Below are 15,682 nucleotides of genomic sequence, written 5' to 3' on the forward strand. Positions count from 1 at the left end.
CTGCGAGCAACCGCCGACGTTGCGTTTTGCGGGAAGGGGCGGGCGGCGCCGGCTAGCGGTGGAGGGAGCCCGCGTGCCGCAGCACGAACGGGGACGTCAGCGCCTCGGTGTCGATGCCGGGAGCGCCGGACACGGTGAACGTCACGGACTCGCCGGCGAGCAGGGACACGAGGCCGTCGTCCACCCGCGCCGCACGGTCGACCCGGTCCGGGAAGAGCAAGACGTCGCGAGCGTACGAGCGCGTCGTCACGGTCACGCGCGCGCCGTCCGGGGTCGCCTCGACGGACGCCGAGAGCGGCTCCGCGTCGAACACCTGGTCGACGACCTCGGCGAAGTCGTGCACCGTGCGGGTCCCCGCGCCGGTGACGACGAGGACCTCGGACCCGGCGTCCCCCGGGACCGCGAGGGACTCCGGCAGCGTCGCCCGGTCGGCGTCGGCCGGGTCGGCGGCGAGCGGGAATGACGCGGACTCGAGCACGGTACCGTCGAACGCCACGCGGGACACCGTGACCTCGTCGGAGACCGGCCCACCCGACGCGTTGACGAGCACGACCTCGAGCCCGCCCTCGGGCGAGCCCGGCTGCACCGTCAGCAGCACCGGCTGGTACGCCTGCCGCACCGCGTACCAGACCGGCTTCCGGATGCCCGCGTGGTCGACGAGTGCCCACGAGACCACGGGCCAGTCGTCGTTGAGCTGCCAGACGACCATGCCGGTGTTGTCCGGCGTGCGAGAGCGGAACCACTCCATCCCGAACCGGATCGCGTGCGCCTGGTTCAGCTGCGCGGCGAAGTGCCAATCCTCGATCGAGGCGGATTCCGGCAGGTGCCCGCGCATGCCGTCGGCGAGCTTCCGGTTGCCCTCGTGCGCCTTCTGGTGCACGAGCATCTCGTGGCCGTCCGGGTCGAGCGGTTCGTCGTGCACGACCTCGGTCAGGGTCGACCACGCGGGCGGCCCCTGGAACCCGAACTCGGCGACGAAGCGGGGCTTCCAGTCGCGGTACGCCGTGTAGTCGCGCTGGTTCCAGACGTCCCAGATGTGCACGCTGCCGTTGCGCTCGTCGTTCGGCGTCAGGTACTCGTCGAACGAGAACGGACTGCCCGGCGTGTACGGCCGGGTCGGGTCGAGCTCGGCGACGACGGCGGGGAGCAGCGAGCGGTAGTACCCGTTGCCCCAGGTGCGGCCGACGAGCGACGGCCTCCATCCCCACTCCGCGTAGGCGACGAGGTTCTCGTTGTTGCCGTTCCAGACCACGAGCGAGGGGTGCGGGCTGAGGCGGGTGACGGCCTCGCGGACCTCGGGCTCCACCTCGTCGGCGAGCCAGGGCTCCTCCGCGTAGGCGGCGCAGGCGAACAGGAAGTCCTGCCAGACGAGCACGCCGAGTTCGTCGCACCGGTCGTACAGGTCCTCGGACTCGTAGATCCCGCCGCCCCAGATCCGGAGCAGGTTCACGTTCGCGTCGACCGCGTCCTGGATCCGGTCGGCGTAGCGCGCGGGGGTCATCTCGGTGAGGAACGCGTGGTCGGGGATCCAGTTCGCGCCGCGGACGATGACCGGCCGGTCGTTCACGCGGAGCAGGAACGGTGCGCCGCCGGCGTCGGCGGCGGTGTCGAGCGTGACCGTCCGGAACCCGACACGGCCGGTCCAGACCGCCTCGCCGACCTCGACGCGGACGTCGTAGAGCGGCTGGTCGCCCTCGCCACGCGGCCACCAGACGGCGACGTCCGGCACCTCGAGGCGCACGCTCGCCGATCCGTCGACCACCGGCCGGGACCCGACGACGATCGGTGCGTCCAGGCCTGGAGGCGCGGTGTCGGGAGCCGACGACGCTGCGGACGCGCGGTGCGGGGCCACGGTGACCCGTGCCTCCAGGCCGCCGGATCGGGACCCGCTGGCGGACGCAGCCGGTGCCGTGCCGATGGCCTGCGAGAAGCGCGCCGCCGAGCCCGCGGACTCGACGTCCACGTGGGCGGTCAGGACGCCGGTGGTGCCGTCGACGTCGACGAGCGGGCGGACCGCGGCGATGCGCACGCCGCTCCACGACTCGATGCCGATCGACTTCCAGATGCCGCTCGTCGCGACGTCGATGCCCCAGTCCCACCCGAAGTTCGACGCGTTCTTCCGGAGCGCGTTGTACGGGTGGTGGTTGACGTGGGGGAGCTCGCCGCCGTGCTGCTCGGAGAGGCGGACCGCGGCGGGGACGGGGGCGTCGAAGGTGACGACGACCTCGTTCGTGCCGGGGCGGAGCAGGTGCCCGACCGGGAAACGGTACGAGCGGTGCTGGTTCCGGGTGGTGCCGACGACGATGCCGTTCACCTCGACGGTGGCGAGGGTGTCGAGGCCATCGGCGACGAGGTCGTGGCGCTGGGCGTCGGGTGCGCCGGTCGCGCCGGGTGCGTCCGTCGCGCTGGCGGCTGCGTTCTCCGGCCACTCGAACGTGCGCCGGTACCGCCACACGGTGTCGCCGATCCACTGCGTGGCGGCCTCCTGGTCGCCGTCGAACGGGTCGGCGATCCGGCCCGCCCGCAGCAGGTCGGTGTGCACGCAGCCGGGGACCACCGCCTCGACCGGGGAGCGGAACGCTGCCGACTCGGCGGGCCCGCTCACCGCCTCGACCGTCCACGTGCCGTCCAGTGTCGTCCGCTCCATCGCGTCTCCCATGCTCGTCGGCCGCTTCGTCGCAACCTCTTGACCGACTTAGTTTAAGCGTGTAACAATCGCGCTCACAACGTGGACCTGCGATGACGCAGACCGGAAGGACAACGATGTTCAAGACAACCCGTTCACGGCTCGCCATCGGCGGCGCCGTGCTCCTCGCTGCCGGCCTCGCGCTGAGCGGCTGCAGTGCCAGCGGCTCCGCCACCGGCGGCGACGCCGACTCGACCCTGGTGGCGTACACCGGACAGTCCGGCGACTACCAGATCAACTACAACCCGTGGTCGCCGTCGAACATCGGCGGCGTCGGCACGATCTACGAGTCGCTCTTCTTCATCACCAACGTCAACACGAACGACCCGAAGCCGCTCCTCGGCAAGTCGTCGGAGTGGAACAGCGACGGCACGCAGCTCACCATCACGCTCCGCGACGGCGTGCAATGGAGCGACGGCAAGCCGTTCACCTCGAAGGACGTCGTCTTCACGCTCGACATGCTCAAGAAGCAGAAGGCACTGAACTCGATCGGCTACGACGGCACCGCGAAGGCCGAGGGCGACGACAAGGTCGTCGTGACGTTCGCCAAGCCGTCGTTCGTGCTCGGCCCGAACCTGCTCGGCAAGACCTGGATCGTGCCCGAGCACCTGTGGAAGGACATCGACCCGACGACCGACGTCGTGCGGAAGCCCGTCGGCACCGGTCCGTACACGCTCGGCACCTTCAAGGCGCAGGCGTTCACGCTCGAGGCCAACAAGAAGTACTGGGGCGGCGCCCCCGCGGTGAAGACGATCCGCTACCTGTCGCTCTCCGGCAACACCGCCGGCGCCGACGCCCTGAAGCAGGGCTCCATCGACTGGCAGACCGGCCCGGTGCCGAACATGGACGACATCCCCGCGAACTACAAGGGCTACGACGGCATCACCGTCGGCCAGAACCAGATGGCGCTCCTCACGTGCTCGTCCGAGGCGATGGGCTGCACGGGCCCGCAGACCGACCCGGCCGTGCGGCACGCGATCGCCGACGCGATCAACCGCAAGCAGCTCAACTCGCTCGCGTTCATGAACACCGCCAGCGAGATCTCGCCGACCTTCGCGCTCACCACGACGCAGAAGGACATGATCTCGAAGGACATCGAGCCGGCGGTCATGCCGAACGGTGCCGACACGAAGGCCGCTGCCGCGACGCTCGAGGACGCCGGCTACGCCAAGGGCGCCGACGGCATCTACGCCAAGGACGGCAAGAAGCTGTCCCTGACGGTCGAGGTCGTCACCGGCTGGACCGACTACATCACCGCGATCGACACGATGACGCAGCAGCTCAAGGCCGCGGGCATCGAGCTCAAGGCGCAGCAGTCGTCGTGGAACGAGTGGACCGACAAGAAGACGAAGGGCAACTACGAGCTCGCGATCGACTCGCTCGGCCAGGGCCCGACCGCGAACCCGTACTACCTCTACAACAACTACTTCTCGACGGCCAACACCGCGAAGGTCGGTGAAGCGGCACCGATGAACATCGCCCGCTACAGCAACGCCGACGTGGACAGCGCCCTGACGAAGCTCGCGGCGACGAACCCCGAGGACACGGCCGCCACGCAGCCGCTGCTCGACACCATCCAGCAGCACATCGTCAAGGACATGCCGTACATCCCGGTGATGACCGGCGGTACCACGAGCGAGTTCCACTCCGCCAAGTTCACCGGCTGGCCGACCGATGACGACCTCTACGCCTTCCCGGCGGTCTGGGCGAGCCCGGACAACGCCGAGGTCTTCAAGGCGCTGAAGCCGGCGAAGAAGGGCTGACCCCGATGGGATCGCGACCGAGGAGCACTCGACGATGACCTACTTCCTGCGCAAGATCGGCTTCTACGTCGTCGCACTGTGGGCGGCACTGACGCTGAACTTCATCATCCCCAGGCTCCTGCCCGGCAACCCGGTGGACATCCTGCTCGCCAAGCTCCAGCAGCGCGGCGGACAGGTGACCCCGGCGACCCGGCAGGCGTACGAGCTGCTCCTCGGTGGCGATTCCTCGGAACCGCTCATCGTCCAGTACGGCCAGTACCTCGGCAACGTGTTCCGCGGTGACCTCGGTGTGTCCGTCAGCTACTTCCCGGCGCCCGTGACCGAGGTCATCGCGAGCTCGCTGCCGTGGACCATCGCCCTCGTCGGGATCGCCACGATCCTGGCCGCCGTCATCGGCGTGGCACTCGGGGCGTTCGTCGGCTGGAAGCCGGGGACCTGGCTCGACTCGTTCGTCCCCGCCACCACGCTGCTCGCCGCCGTGCCGTACTTCTGGCTGGCGCTCATCCTCGTCTACTTCTTCGCCACCGGGATCCACCTGTTCCCGGCGCAGGGCGGCTACGACGTCGTGCTCACCCCGGGCTTCAACTGGGAGTTCATCGGGTCGGCGATCCAGTACGGGATCCTGCCGGCGGCGACGATCGTGCTCGCCTCGCTCGGCGGCTGGCTGCTCGGCATGCGCAACATGATGGTATCGACGCTGTCCGAGGACTACATCACCACCGCCCAGGCCAAGGGCCTGTCGAACGGCAAGATCCTCCGCAACTACGCGGCGCGGAACGCCGTGCTGCCGTCCGTCGCCGGCTTCGCGATCTCCCTCGGGTTCATCGTGTCCGGCTCCGTCGTCACCGAGCAGGTGTTCTCGTACCCGGGCATCGGGTCGAAGCTGCTGTCCGCCGTGACCAACAACGACTACGCGCTCATGCAGGGGATCTTCCTGTTCATCACCCTGGCGGTCCTCGGCGCGAACCTCGTCGTCGACCTGCTGTACGGGATCATCGACCCGCGGACGCGGGCCCGGAGCTAGGGAGGAGACGACATGACCAACATCCAGCAGGACACCGAACCCACCATCGGCGCGCTCGCCGAGGAGGCCGACGCCGGATCGACGCGCAGCATCGCCACCGCCCGCGCGTCCCGACCGAAGGGCGGCGTGCGCCGCTTCCTGCCGACCCTCACCCCGTGGCTCGTCACGGGCATCGTCCTCGTCGCCGGCGTCACGCTGTTCGGCGTGATCGGCCCGCTGCTCGTCGGCGACCCGACCACGATCCGCGACTCCGGGCTGCAGGGCCCGAGCGAGGCGAACCTGCTCGGCACGACGCAGACCGGGCAGGACGTCCTCGCCCAGCTCGCCTACGCCACCCGTGGCAGCCTGCAGATCGGCCTGATCGTCGGCGTCCTCGCCACGGTGCTGTCCGCGTTCTTCGGCATCCTCGGCGCCTACCTCGGCGGCATCATGGACGAGGCGTTCTCGCTCTTCTCGAACGTCTTCCTCGTGATCCCCGGCCTGCCGCTCGTGATCGTCATCTCCGGCCTGGTGCCGCGTGAGGCGCGCGGGCTCTGGACCATCGCCGTCGTCCTCGCGATCACGTCGTGGGCCGGCTCCGCCCGGGTGCTCCGGGCGCAGACGATGTCGATCCGCAACCGCGACTACGTCTCCGCGGCGCGGGTCGCGGGCGAGCGGCCCTGGCGGGTGATCGCGGTCGAGATCCTGCCGAACCTGCTGCCCGTCCTGGCGTCGCAGTTCGTCTTCGCGGTGATCGCGGCGATCCTCGGGGAAGCCGGCCTGTCGTTCCTCGGGCTCGGGGCGTCGAACTCGTCGACGCTCGGCACGATGCTCTTCTACGCGCAGAACGGCTTCGCGCTCGCGAACGGCGCGTGGTGGTGGTTCGTGCCGCCGGGGCTGCTCATCGCCCTGCTCGGCATGGGTCTGTCCCTCGTCAACTTCTCGATCGACGAGGTCATCAACCCGCGCCTGGCCAACGTGCGTGCACAGCGCCGCCGTGAGCGTCGCCTCCGTCGCGCGGCACGTTCCACCCGGACTGGAGGCACGGCTCGCGTCGCCACCGCCGGTCACGACAGTGCGCATCACGACAGTGCGCACCACGACACGAAGGGGACCGGCCGATGACCGCCACCGAGACCTCGACCACCGGACCGGTCGCCGCCACCGCGGCCGGCCGCCGCGACGCCGTGCTGACGATCGAGCACCTCGACGTCGTCTACGAGACCGAGCACCCCGTGCACGCCGTGAAGGACGTGTCGCTGACGCTCGCGCCCGGCGAGATCCTCGGACTCGCGGGGGAGTCCGGCTGCGGCAAGACGACGCTGGCCTACGCCATCACCCGGCTGCACAAGCCGCCGGCGAAGGTCACGTCGGGCAACATCACCTTCCACGACCGGGACGGCAGCGACGTCGACCTGCTCGGCCTCGGCGACGAGCAGCTGCGGGCCGTGCGCTGGTCGAAGCTGTCGATGGTGTTCCAGGGGGCGATGAACGCGCTCAACCCGGTCACCACGATCCGGGCGCAGCTCGACGACGCCCTCAAGGAGCACCGCCGCGGGATGTCCCGCAAGGAGCGCCGGGCCATCGCCGAGGACGCGCTGAGCCGGGTCGGGGTCGACCCGTCCCGCATCACGGCGTACCCGCACGAGCTCTCCGGCGGCATGCGGCAGCGCGTCATGATCGCGATGGCGATGCTGCTCGAACCGCAGATCATGATCATGGACGAACCGACCACGGCGCTCGACGTCGTGGTGCAGCGCGAGATCCTGCGCGAGATCGTCCGGCTCCGTGACGAGCTCGGCTTCGCGGTCGTGTTCATCACGCACGACCTGCCGCTGCTGCTCGAGATCAGCGACCGGATCGCGATCATGCTGCGCGGCGAGGTCGTCGAGTTCGACCGGGCGTCGGTGATCCAGCACGAGCCCAAGCACCCGTACACGCAGCGGCTGCTGCAGTCGTTCCCGAGCCTGTCGGGGGAGCGCGGGGCGTTCATCCGCAGCGGGGTCGATTCGGGCATCACCACCGACCAGGAGGTCGCGTCATGACCAGCGTCACCGTCAGCCACCTCGGCAAGGACTTCCACACCCGCAAGGGGCTGCGGCGCCAGACCCTGCGCGCCGTCGACGACGTGTCGTTCGAGCTGCAGCCGGGCCGCACCGTCGCCCTGGTCGGTGAGTCCGGCTCGGGCAAGTCCACCATCGCCCGGATGCTCGCGAAGCTCGAGAGCACCACGCGCGGCTCGATCGACGTCCGGCTCGACGACGGCACCCCGGTGCTCGGCAGCCTGTACCGCCGGCACGTGCAGATGGTGTTCCAGGACCCGTTCGCGTCGCTCAACCCGTTCCACTCGATCGAGCACCACATCGCCCGGCCGCTGCAACTGCACCAGCGCACGCGCGGGGCCGACGAGACCGCCGCCCGCGTGCGGGAGCTCCTCGGCCGCGTCAACCTCGACGAGGACTTCGCCACCCGTCGCCCGCACGAGCTCTCCGGCGGCCAGCGGCAGCGCGTCGCGATCGCCCGCGCGCTCGCACCGGGCGCGCAGGTGCTCGTCGCCGACGAACCGGTCTCGATGCTCGACGTGTCGATCCGGCTCAGCGTGCTCAACCTGATGGGACGCCTGCAGCGGGAGGACCGGCTCGCCGTCCTGTACATCACGCACGACCTGGCGACCGCACGGCACTTCTCGGACGAGATCCTGGTGCTCTACCGCGGCCGTGTGGTGGAGCGCGGCCCCTCGGACGCCGTCATCCTCGACCCGCACCACGACTACACCCGGCTGCTCGCCGAGGCGGCACCGGACCCCGAGCGTGGCGAACGGCGGGTGACGGCCGGTCCGGCGCTCGACCGCTCCACGATCGACAACACCACCTGCTACGACCACACGGTCGGCGAGTGGGTGTCGAGCGAGCCGGCTCCGGTCGGCGCGCGATGAGTGCCGGGTCCACGTTCGTCGACTGGGTCACGGACGGGTTCGCCGCGCGCTTCCGGATCGGACCCGACCAGCCCGCGGCCCTGGTGTCGTTCGTGGGCGCCGGCAGGGTGCTCGCCGACGGCCCGCTCTCCGACGGACCCGACGACCCGCAGCCGCTCGTCGAGCTGACGACCGTCGGGCACGGTCGGTTCCCTGGTGGGTTCCGGCACGTGGACTCCACGATCGGGGCGCGACTGCGACCCGTGTCGCACCGCATGTCCGAGGACGGGACCGACCTGTGGTTCCGGGTCGTGCAGGCGGACGCAGCCACGGGCCTCCAGGTCGAGTCGGTCTTCCGGGCGCGAGCCGGCGTGGCGGCGTTCCGGACGTGGACCGAGGTGACCGCCGAGGGCGGCGAGCACGTCGTGGACTTCGTGTCCTCGTTCGCGACCGGGGCGTTCCTGACGGACTCGGGTGTCGGCGTCGACGACCTGGAGCTGACGCACGCGGACAACGACTGGGCGGCGGAGAGCCGCTGGCGGACCGATCCGCTGCGCGACATCGGACTGGCGCGGATCGACCGGGAGGCCCAGCACCACCCGCCCCGCAGTCGTGCCGTGGTGCAGAACCGGGGGTCGTGGTCGACGGGGGAGGCGCTGCCGATCGGGGTGCTGGCCAGGGCCGGGTACGCGCTCGTGTGGCAGGTCGAGCACAACGGGCCGTGGTTGTACGAGCTGGGGGAGACCCGACGGCACGCGTACGTGCTGTGCAGCGGGCCGACCGACCAGGAGCACCAGTGGACCGCGGTCGTCCGGCCCGGGCAGCCGTTCGTGTCGGTGCCGGTGTCGGTGGGGATCGCCGGGTCGGTCGGTGGTGCCTTCGAGGTGCTGACCGCGCAGCGGCGGGCGTTCCGACACCTCCGCGAGGCCGATCGCGCCCTGCCGCTCGTGTTCAACGACTACATGAACACGCTCATGGGCGACCCGACCACCGAGAAGCTCCTGCCCCTGATCGACGCAGCCGCCGAGGCCGGAGCGGACCTGTTCTGCATCGACGCCGGGTGGTACGCCGAGGGGCACTGGTGGGACACCGTCGGCGCGTGGGAAGAGGCTGCGTCGCGGTTCCCGACCGGGCTCGGGGCCGTCCTCTCGCACATCACCGCGCGCGGGATGCAGGCGGGGCTGTGGCTCGAGCCCGAGGTGATCGGGATCCACTCGCCGCTGGCGTCGACCCTGCCGGACGATGCCTTCGTGCACCACCACGGGGTGCGGGTCGCGGAGCACGGGCGGCACCTGCTCGACCTGCGCTCGCCGGAGGCCCGGGCGCACCTCGATGCCGTCGTCGACCGGCTGGTCGGGGAGCTCGGGGTGACGTTCTTCAAGATGGACTCCAACACGATGACGGGGCCGTGGTCCGGGGCGATCGAGCACGCGCGGGCGCTGCTCGACTGGCTCGACGACGTGCAGGCCCGGTACCCGGCGCTGCTCATCGAGAACTGCGCCTCCGGAGCGATGCGCGCCGACTTCGCCATGCTCTCGCGGCTGCACATGCAGTCGACGTCGGACCAGCAGGACCCGGTGCTGTACGCCTCGATCGCCGCCGCGGCTCCCGCGGCGATGCTGCCGGAGCAGGCGGGGAACTGGGCGTACCCGGCGCCGTCGATGTCGGACGACCTGTTCACGCTGTCGCTGGTGAACGGGGTGCTCGGGCGGATGTACCTGTCGGGGTACCTCAACGAGATGTCGGCGGTGCAGCGGTCGGTGGTGGCCTCGGCGATCGCCGCGCATCGTCAGGTGCTCGAGATCGTCGACTCGTCGGTGCCGGTGTGGCCGCTCGGGCTGCCGGCGTGGGAGGACAGGTGGCTGTCGCTCGGGCTGCGCGCTGCGTCGGGAGATCTGTACCTGTCGGTGTGGGCGTTGCCGGGGGCGTCGTCGCTGGTGTCGTTGCCGCTGGGGTCGTTGGGTCGGACCGGTGCGGACGTCACCGTTGAGGCGGTGTTCCCGACGGCACTCGGGCCGTGGTCGGTTTCCTGGGACGGAGCCTCGGGGGAGCTGCACATCGACCACGGTGGGGCGACGCCCACCGCGCGGATGTTCCGCGTCCGGTCGCAGGAGGCGGACGCGGGGCGGTAGAGGGACGCGGGCCGGATGGCAGCCGGTGTGCGTCCTGGTCTGGAGGCGCGGTGCGAGTGGGGGCCGCGCCTCCAGGCCGTGGGATGAGGGAAGTCCGAGGGGCGCCGGCTGCGCGAGTCCGGGATCAGTGGTCCGGGACTGACGGACGATGCTGTTCTCGTCGTTGTCGGATCTGGACCGCGATCCCCGGGTTTCACGGTCCGGATCGGACACGGCCGAAATCGGATGCCAGTCGGCAGCGGCCTTCGGACGGTGTGCGCTGAGGGTCGTTCGCTCGACCACGACCCTACGATGGTCAGAACGTGGCAGAACGGGGGAGCGGACGTGGCGGCAGCGGGTTCGTGGCGGCGCGGTCGAGGGGAACGTCGATGACGCGGCACGTGCCGTGGGACCCCTGGCCCGACGTGCGTTGGGATGCGCTGGCCGTCGTCGGTGGTCTCGTGTTCGAGGTTCCCGAGGGGTGGACCGTCAGCCGGACTCCGGACGGCGTTCGCCTGGACCGGTCCGAGGGAGGGCCCTCGATCGACTTCGGTCAGACCGTCGGGGACCCCGTGGCGCAGGTCTCCCGGCTGCTCGGTGACCGGCCGGACGCGCTCCTGCTCGAAGCCGCGGAGGACCGGGTCACCGTCGCCCTGACCGAACCGGACGACGTCATCGTCCGAGACCTCCGGGTCGTGCGGGACGTGCGGGTCCGGGTCACCGTCGCGAGCTCGGCGCGTCACTGGCCGGCGGTCGTCGCGGTCGTCGACGGGATGCTCGACTCACGGTGGCACCGGTCCCTCGACAAGCCCACGACCGGGAACCGCGCGCTCGCCGCAGTCGCCGGCCCGGGGCCGACCCTGCCGTGGCGGACTCCGGTCGGGGTGCTCGACCAGCTGGTGCGGTTCCGTGACCGCGGCATGGTGCCGGCGGCCGCACGACGATCGGAGGCCGGGGTCGCCGCGCGCGAGCTCGGGTTCGTCGGGCGGTTCGGCGGCCTCACCGACAAGGGCGACGAGCTGGTCGGGCCGGTGGTCGACCACGACGCACTGCTCGTCGTCGAGTCGAGCGATCCCGCGAGCGACACCCCGCCACTGCAGTGGGCGTGCTGGATGCAGGGGCAGAAGTGCGTCGTGCGCGCTGGTCAACCGGACGGCTCGGAGGCGCTCGGCATCGTGCGTCCGGGGTCACTCGTGGCACACCTGCTCCGGTGGCTCGACATCGACCCGGTCGACTCGGTGGGCGTCGGCGAGCCGGTGACGATCACGACGGCGCAGTACGAGGACCGCTCCGGTCCGTGCCCGAGCGACGTCGAGTGGTTCCGGCGCGCCTGGGCAGCACCGCGGTGGCGGTCGGTCAACGGCTGGAGTCACCAGGCGGGGAAGGGTGTGCACGGGATGATCGTGCCGGGCGTCGGGGCGCTGACGTTGGAACGCGGTGAGGACACGATCACGCTGCGCCCGGAGCGCACCGCGGTGGTCGTCCGGAGTGCTGTCGAGGGCGTCAACGCCTTCGTCGCGGTCACCGACGGGGCGCAGGCGCAGCGCTGATCAGCGGAGCAGGCCGAGCTCCATCGCCCGGGTCACGGCACGCGTCCGGTCGTTCACGCCGAGCTTCTCGAACACGTGCCCGAGGTGCGTCTTCACCGTCGTCTCGCTGAGGAAGAGCGTGCGGCCGATCGCCGGGTTCGAGTTGCCCTGCGCGACGAGCTGCAGGACCTCGAGCTCACGCGGCGACAGGGCCGGTCCGGCAGCGGGCTTGCCGGTGGTCCGGCGGACGAGCGCCGCAGCCGCCGAGGGCGCGAGCGCCGTCTCACCGCGGGCCGTCGCACGCAGCCCCGCGAGGATCTCCGACTCCGGCGCAGCCTTGAGCAGGTAGCCGGCAGCGCCGGCCTCGATCGCGGCGAGGATCTGGTCGTCGGACTCGTACGTGGTCAGGATGAGCACGCGGATCGACGGCTCGCGGGCGAGGATCCGCGCGGTCGCGACGTCGCCGTTCATCCCCGGCATCCGGAGGTCCATCAGGACGACGTCCGGCCGCTCGGCGAGCGTGATCGCCACGGCTGCCTCGCCGTCGCTCGCCTGCCCGACCACCTCGACGTCGTCGGCGTCCTGCAGCAGGGCAACGATCCCGGCGCGGACGATCGGGTGGTCGTCCGCGACGACGACGCGGATCACCGGGTCACCTCGGTCACGGGGACGGCGACGGCCGGGAGGCGCGGCTCGGCCCCGGTGGGCAGCGCCACCTCGACGACGGTGCCGCGTCCGGCATCGCTCGTGATCGTGCAGGACCCGCCCGCGAGGGCGAGTCGCTCGCGCAGCCCGCGCAGGCCGTGGCCCGCGGTCGGGACGGCCGGGTCGAACCCGACCCCGTCGTCCGCGATCCGCAGGCCGACCCGGTCGGCCGCCACGTGCAGTGCGACCTGCACCGAGTCGGCGTCGGCGTGCGCGCGGACGTTGGCCAGCGCCTCTTGTCCGGCTCGGAGCAGGACCACCTGCGTGTCGCGATCGAGTGCGGAGTCCGGGGCGTCGACCGTGACGGCGACGCCGGTCTCGCGGGTGAAGCGTTCGCCGAGGCGGTGGAGTGCAGCGCCGAGGCCGTCGCCCGCGACCCCGGCAGCGCCGGCTGCGACGAGGGTGCGGGACTCTTCGAGGGCTGCGCGCGCCGACTCTTCGAGGACGGTGAGCCGTTCGTCGAGGCGGTCCACACGGTCGGCGGCGAGGTCGCCCCGAGCCCGTTCGGTGAGCATGACGATGCCTGCGAGGTTCTGCGCGACGGTGTCGTGGAGCTCGCGGGCCAGGCGCTCGCGTTCGCTCGTGACCCCGGCGTGGCGGTGGGCTTCGGCGAGGGAGTCCTGCGTGGCGCGGAGCTCCTCGACGAGCTGGCGGCGCTCTTCCGACAGGCCGGCGACGCTCGAGATCCACACGCCCATCGCGCAGGCGCCGATCACGCTGATGCCCTCGATGAGGAGGGTGCTGACCAGCGCATCGGGGCCGCTCGCGACCTGCAGGCCGATGCCGCTCGCGATCCCGACGACGATCGACAGCACGACGGCGGTGCGGACCCGTTCGGACTGGACCCAGACGAGTGGGAACACGATGCACTGCACGAACGCGGTGCTCGGGACGACCGCCGGCAGGACGAGCGCAGCGGCGATCACCAGCGGCAGGAAGGCAGCGGCGGCACGAGGACTGTCGTAGCCGCGGTGCCCGTACGCGGCGTAGGCGACGACGAGCACCACGATCGCCAGGGACGCGGGCCAGCGGCTCGCCCACGGTGACCAGCCGAACGCGGTGATCACGGCCGTGAGGAGCATCGTGCCCGTGAAGAAGACGTGCAACCACCGGTTGCGCACCCACGTCTCGCCGCTCATGAGCACAGCATCCCATCCCGCTCGCGCCGTTCCGGAGTTCTCCACAGGGCGGATCACGCGTCCTTGCGGTTCCACCGGAACGTCAGCAGGCAGGCCACCGCGCCCACGACCAGCCATGCTGCCAGGACCAGGATGCCGAGACCGAGGTGCCACGCGCCTCCCGGCTCGGCGGACGCGAACGCGTCGGGCAGGAAGACCGACCGCATGCCGGACGCCATCCACCGCAGGGGGAAGACGGACGCGACGTTCTGCAGCCAGTCGGGCAGCTGCGTGAAGGGGAGGTAGACACCGGAGATGAACTGCAGGACCAGCACGATCGGCACGATCGTGGCGGTGGCGCGCCGACCCTCGCGGGGGAGTGCGGAGATGGCGATGCCGAGCACGCAGCTCGTGGCGACGCCGAGGAACATGATGCCGGCGAAACGTGCCCACGCGCCGCCGTCGGTCGGCAGGTCGACGCCGAAGACCAGGCTCGCGATCGCCAGGAGCAGGGCGGTCTGCACGATCGTCGTGACCAGGACCATGCCGATCTTGCCGATGAAGTAGCTCAGGACCGGCAGCGGGGTGCCGCCGAGCCGCTTCAGCGTGCCGTCGCTGCGCTCGCCGGCGATGTCGACGCCGAGCGACTGGGTGCCGGAGAGCAGGATGCCCGTCGCGACCAGGCCGGGCAGGTAGTACGTGGCGTAGTCGACGCTGACGTTCGGGCCCGCCTGGATGTCGGGCGCGCTGCTGAACGCGACCGAGAACAGCGCCAGCATGACGATGGGGAAGAGGAAGGTGAAGAAGACCGCGTCGGGAGCGCGGAAGTACGAGCGGAGTTCGTAGCCGATGCGGTGGGCACCGATGGTGGCTGCGTTGACGGTGCGGGTGGTGTTCGCGGTTGTGGTGCTCATCGTTGGCCGACCATTCCGAGGTAGACGTCCTCGAGGGACGGGCGGATGACTTCGAGGTCGTGCATGGCGTCCGGGTTGCTCCGGATCAGTGCCGTCGGTTCGTTCGTGCGCTGTTCGTGCCGTTCGCCGGCATCGTCGCGCCAGGTGACCCGGGGCGTCCGGGCCTCGGCACCGCCGATCTCGTCGATCGGTGCGATGTCGAGCAGCGTGCCGTCGGCGATCACGGCGGCGCGGTCGGCGAGGTGTGCGGCCTCGTCGAGGTAGTGCGTCGTGAGCAGGATCGTGGTGCCCTCGCGCTTGACCTCGTCGATGAGGTCCCAGAACCGGCGACGGGCCTCGGGGTCGAAGCCGGTCGTCGGTTCGTCGAGGAACAGGACCTCCGGCCGGCCGATGATCCCGAGGGCGACGTCGACGCGTCGGCGCTGCCCGCCGCTCAGCCGGCTGATGCGGGTGTTGCGCTGCGCCTCGAGACCGGTCTTCTCGAGGAGCTCCTCGACGCTGCGGTGCCGGGGGTAGAGCGTCGTGAAGTGGCGGAGCTGTTCGGCGACCGTCACGTTGGGGGACTCGGCGCTGGTCTGCAGGACGATGCCGATGCGGGCGTTGTGGCTGCGGCTCGTGCGGGCCGGGTCGTGGCCGAGGACCGTGACGTCGCCGCCGGTGCGGGTGCGGTAGCCCTCGAGGACCTCGACCGTGGTGGTCTTGCCGGCGCCGTTCGGGCCGAGCAGGGCGAAGGTCTCGCCGCGGTGGATGTCGAAGCTCACGTCGTCGACGGCGACCTTGCCGGTGGCGTACTGCTTCGCGAGGTGGCGGACCTCGATGGCGGGGGTGTCGGGCATGAGACCAGCGTGCTCGGTCTCGGGGACGGAGGGATCGGCGGGGTCGGTGGTCCGGGGTCCTCCGATCGGAGGATGGCGCTCCTTTCCCGTTCTGACCGTTCCG

General features: G+C 71.0%; 12 protein-coding genes. 7 read left to right on the plus strand and 5 right to left on the minus strand.

From position 1 onward, the window contains the following. Window positions 1-52: 52 nt before the first annotated feature. A complete protein-coding gene (locus BIU96_RS12265; RefSeq protein ID WP_217642263.1) occupies window positions 53-2,659 on the minus strand; it encodes a glycoside hydrolase family 2 protein in 2,607 nt (868 codons plus the stop codon). A 104-nt stretch (window positions 2,660-2,763) separates the two neighbouring features. Between BIU96_RS12265 and BIU96_RS12270 the strand changes: the two genes are divergently transcribed. The 7 genes from BIU96_RS12270 (at window position 2,764) to BIU96_RS12300 (ending at window position 12,027) form a co-directional block, all read left to right on the plus strand. Beyond that, window positions 2,764-4,449, plus strand: coding sequence for an ABC transporter substrate-binding protein (locus BIU96_RS12270; RefSeq protein ID WP_071292908.1), 1,686 nt, complete (start codon window positions 2,764-2,766; stop codon window positions 4,447-4,449). A 34-nt stretch (window positions 4,450-4,483) separates the two neighbouring features. Continuing rightward, window positions 4,484-5,473, plus strand: coding sequence for an ABC transporter permease (locus tag BIU96_RS12275; RefSeq protein ID WP_071292909.1), 990 nt, complete (start codon window positions 4,484-4,486; stop codon window positions 5,471-5,473). Window positions 5,474-5,485: 12 nt separating this feature from the next. After that, window positions 5,486-6,577: an ABC transporter permease gene (locus BIU96_RS12280; RefSeq protein WP_083402873.1), complete on the plus strand. Its 1,092-nt coding sequence runs from the start codon at window positions 5,486-5,488 to the stop codon at window positions 6,575-6,577. Next, on the plus strand, window positions 6,574-7,497 hold the full coding sequence (locus tag BIU96_RS12285; RefSeq protein WP_071292910.1) for an ABC transporter ATP-binding protein: 924 nt from the start codon (window positions 6,574-6,576) through the stop codon (window positions 7,495-7,497). Before BIU96_RS12280 ends, BIU96_RS12285 begins: the two co-directional genes overlap by 4 nt. Next, window positions 7,494-8,387 carry an ABC transporter ATP-binding protein gene (locus BIU96_RS12290; protein ID WP_071292911.1) on the plus strand — a complete coding sequence of 298 codons (894 nt, stop codon included), beginning with the start codon at window positions 7,494-7,496 and terminating at the stop codon, window positions 8,385-8,387. The genes BIU96_RS12285 and BIU96_RS12290 overlap by 4 nt, the downstream gene beginning before the upstream one ends. Further along, window positions 8,348-10,498, plus strand: a complete 2,151-nt coding sequence (locus tag BIU96_RS12295; RefSeq protein WP_071292912.1) for a glycoside hydrolase family 36 protein — start codon at window positions 8,348-8,350, stop codon at window positions 10,496-10,498. Before BIU96_RS12290 ends, BIU96_RS12295 begins: the two co-directional genes overlap by 40 nt. Before the next feature lie 368 nt (window positions 10,499-10,866). Further along, the gene (locus tag BIU96_RS12300; RefSeq protein ID WP_071292913.1) at window positions 10,867-12,027 is read left to right on the plus strand and encodes a hypothetical protein; all 1,161 of its coding nucleotides are present in this window, start codon (window positions 10,867-10,869) and stop codon (window positions 12,025-12,027) included. Here the strand turns inward: BIU96_RS12300 and BIU96_RS12305 are convergent, their stop codons facing one another. The 4 genes from BIU96_RS12305 to BIU96_RS12320 are packed head-to-tail and all read right to left on the minus strand — an operon-like array spanning window position 12,028 to window position 15,579. Next, window positions 12,028-12,654: a response regulator transcription factor gene (locus BIU96_RS12305; RefSeq protein WP_071292914.1), complete on the minus strand. Its 627-nt coding sequence runs from the start codon at window positions 12,652-12,654 to the stop codon at window positions 12,028-12,030. Next, entirely contained in the window at window positions 12,651-13,850 is a 1,200-nt protein-coding gene (locus BIU96_RS12310; RefSeq protein ID WP_175477538.1) for a sensor histidine kinase, read from the minus strand. The genes BIU96_RS12305 and BIU96_RS12310 overlap by 4 nt, the downstream gene beginning before the upstream one ends. A 53-nt stretch (window positions 13,851-13,903) precedes the next feature. Continuing rightward, window positions 13,904-14,743 carry an ABC transporter permease gene (locus BIU96_RS12315; protein WP_071292916.1) on the minus strand — a complete coding sequence of 280 codons (840 nt, stop codon included), beginning with the start codon at window positions 14,741-14,743 and terminating at the stop codon, window positions 13,904-13,906. After that, window positions 14,740-15,579 (minus strand): ABC transporter ATP-binding protein, encoded by an 840-nt coding sequence (locus tag BIU96_RS12320; protein WP_071292917.1) that lies wholly within the window; start codon window positions 15,577-15,579, stop codon window positions 14,740-14,742. The genes BIU96_RS12315 and BIU96_RS12320 overlap by 4 nt, the downstream gene beginning before the upstream one ends. Window positions 15,580-15,682 lie beyond the last annotated feature (103 nt).

The organism is Curtobacterium sp. MCBA15_008, assembly GCF_001865065.1.
Taxonomy (GTDB): Bacteria; Actinomycetota; Actinomycetes; order Actinomycetales; family Microbacteriaceae; genus Curtobacterium.

Coding starts and splice junctions, on each gene's coding strand:
- BIU96_RS12265 (WP_217642263.1), bottom strand. CDS start 2,659: ATGGGAGACGCGATGGAGCGGACGACACTGGACGGCACGTGGACGGTC.
- BIU96_RS12270 (WP_071292908.1), top strand. CDS start 2,764: ATGTTCAAGACAACCCGTTCACGGCTCGCCATCGGCGGCGCCGTGCTC.
- BIU96_RS12275 (WP_071292909.1), top strand. CDS start 4,484: ATGACCTACTTCCTGCGCAAGATCGGCTTCTACGTCGTCGCACTGTGG.
- BIU96_RS12280 (WP_083402873.1), top strand. CDS start 5,486: ATGACCAACATCCAGCAGGACACCGAACCCACCATCGGCGCGCTCGCC.
- BIU96_RS12285 (WP_071292910.1), top strand. CDS start 6,574: ATGACCGCCACCGAGACCTCGACCACCGGACCGGTCGCCGCCACCGCG.
- BIU96_RS12290 (WP_071292911.1), top strand. CDS start 7,494: ATGACCAGCGTCACCGTCAGCCACCTCGGCAAGGACTTCCACACCCGC.
- BIU96_RS12300 (WP_071292913.1), top strand. CDS start 10,867: ATGACGCGGCACGTGCCGTGGGACCCCTGGCCCGACGTGCGTTGGGAT.
- BIU96_RS12310 (WP_175477538.1), bottom strand. CDS start 13,850: ATGAGCGGCGAGACGTGGGTGCGCAACCGGTGGTTGCACGTCTTCTTC.
- BIU96_RS12315 (WP_071292916.1), bottom strand. CDS start 14,743: ATGAGCACCACAACCGCGAACACCACCCGCACCGTCAACGCAGCCACC.
- BIU96_RS12320 (WP_071292917.1), bottom strand. CDS start 15,579: ATGCCCGACACCCCCGCCATCGAGGTCCGCCACCTCGCGAAGCAGTAC.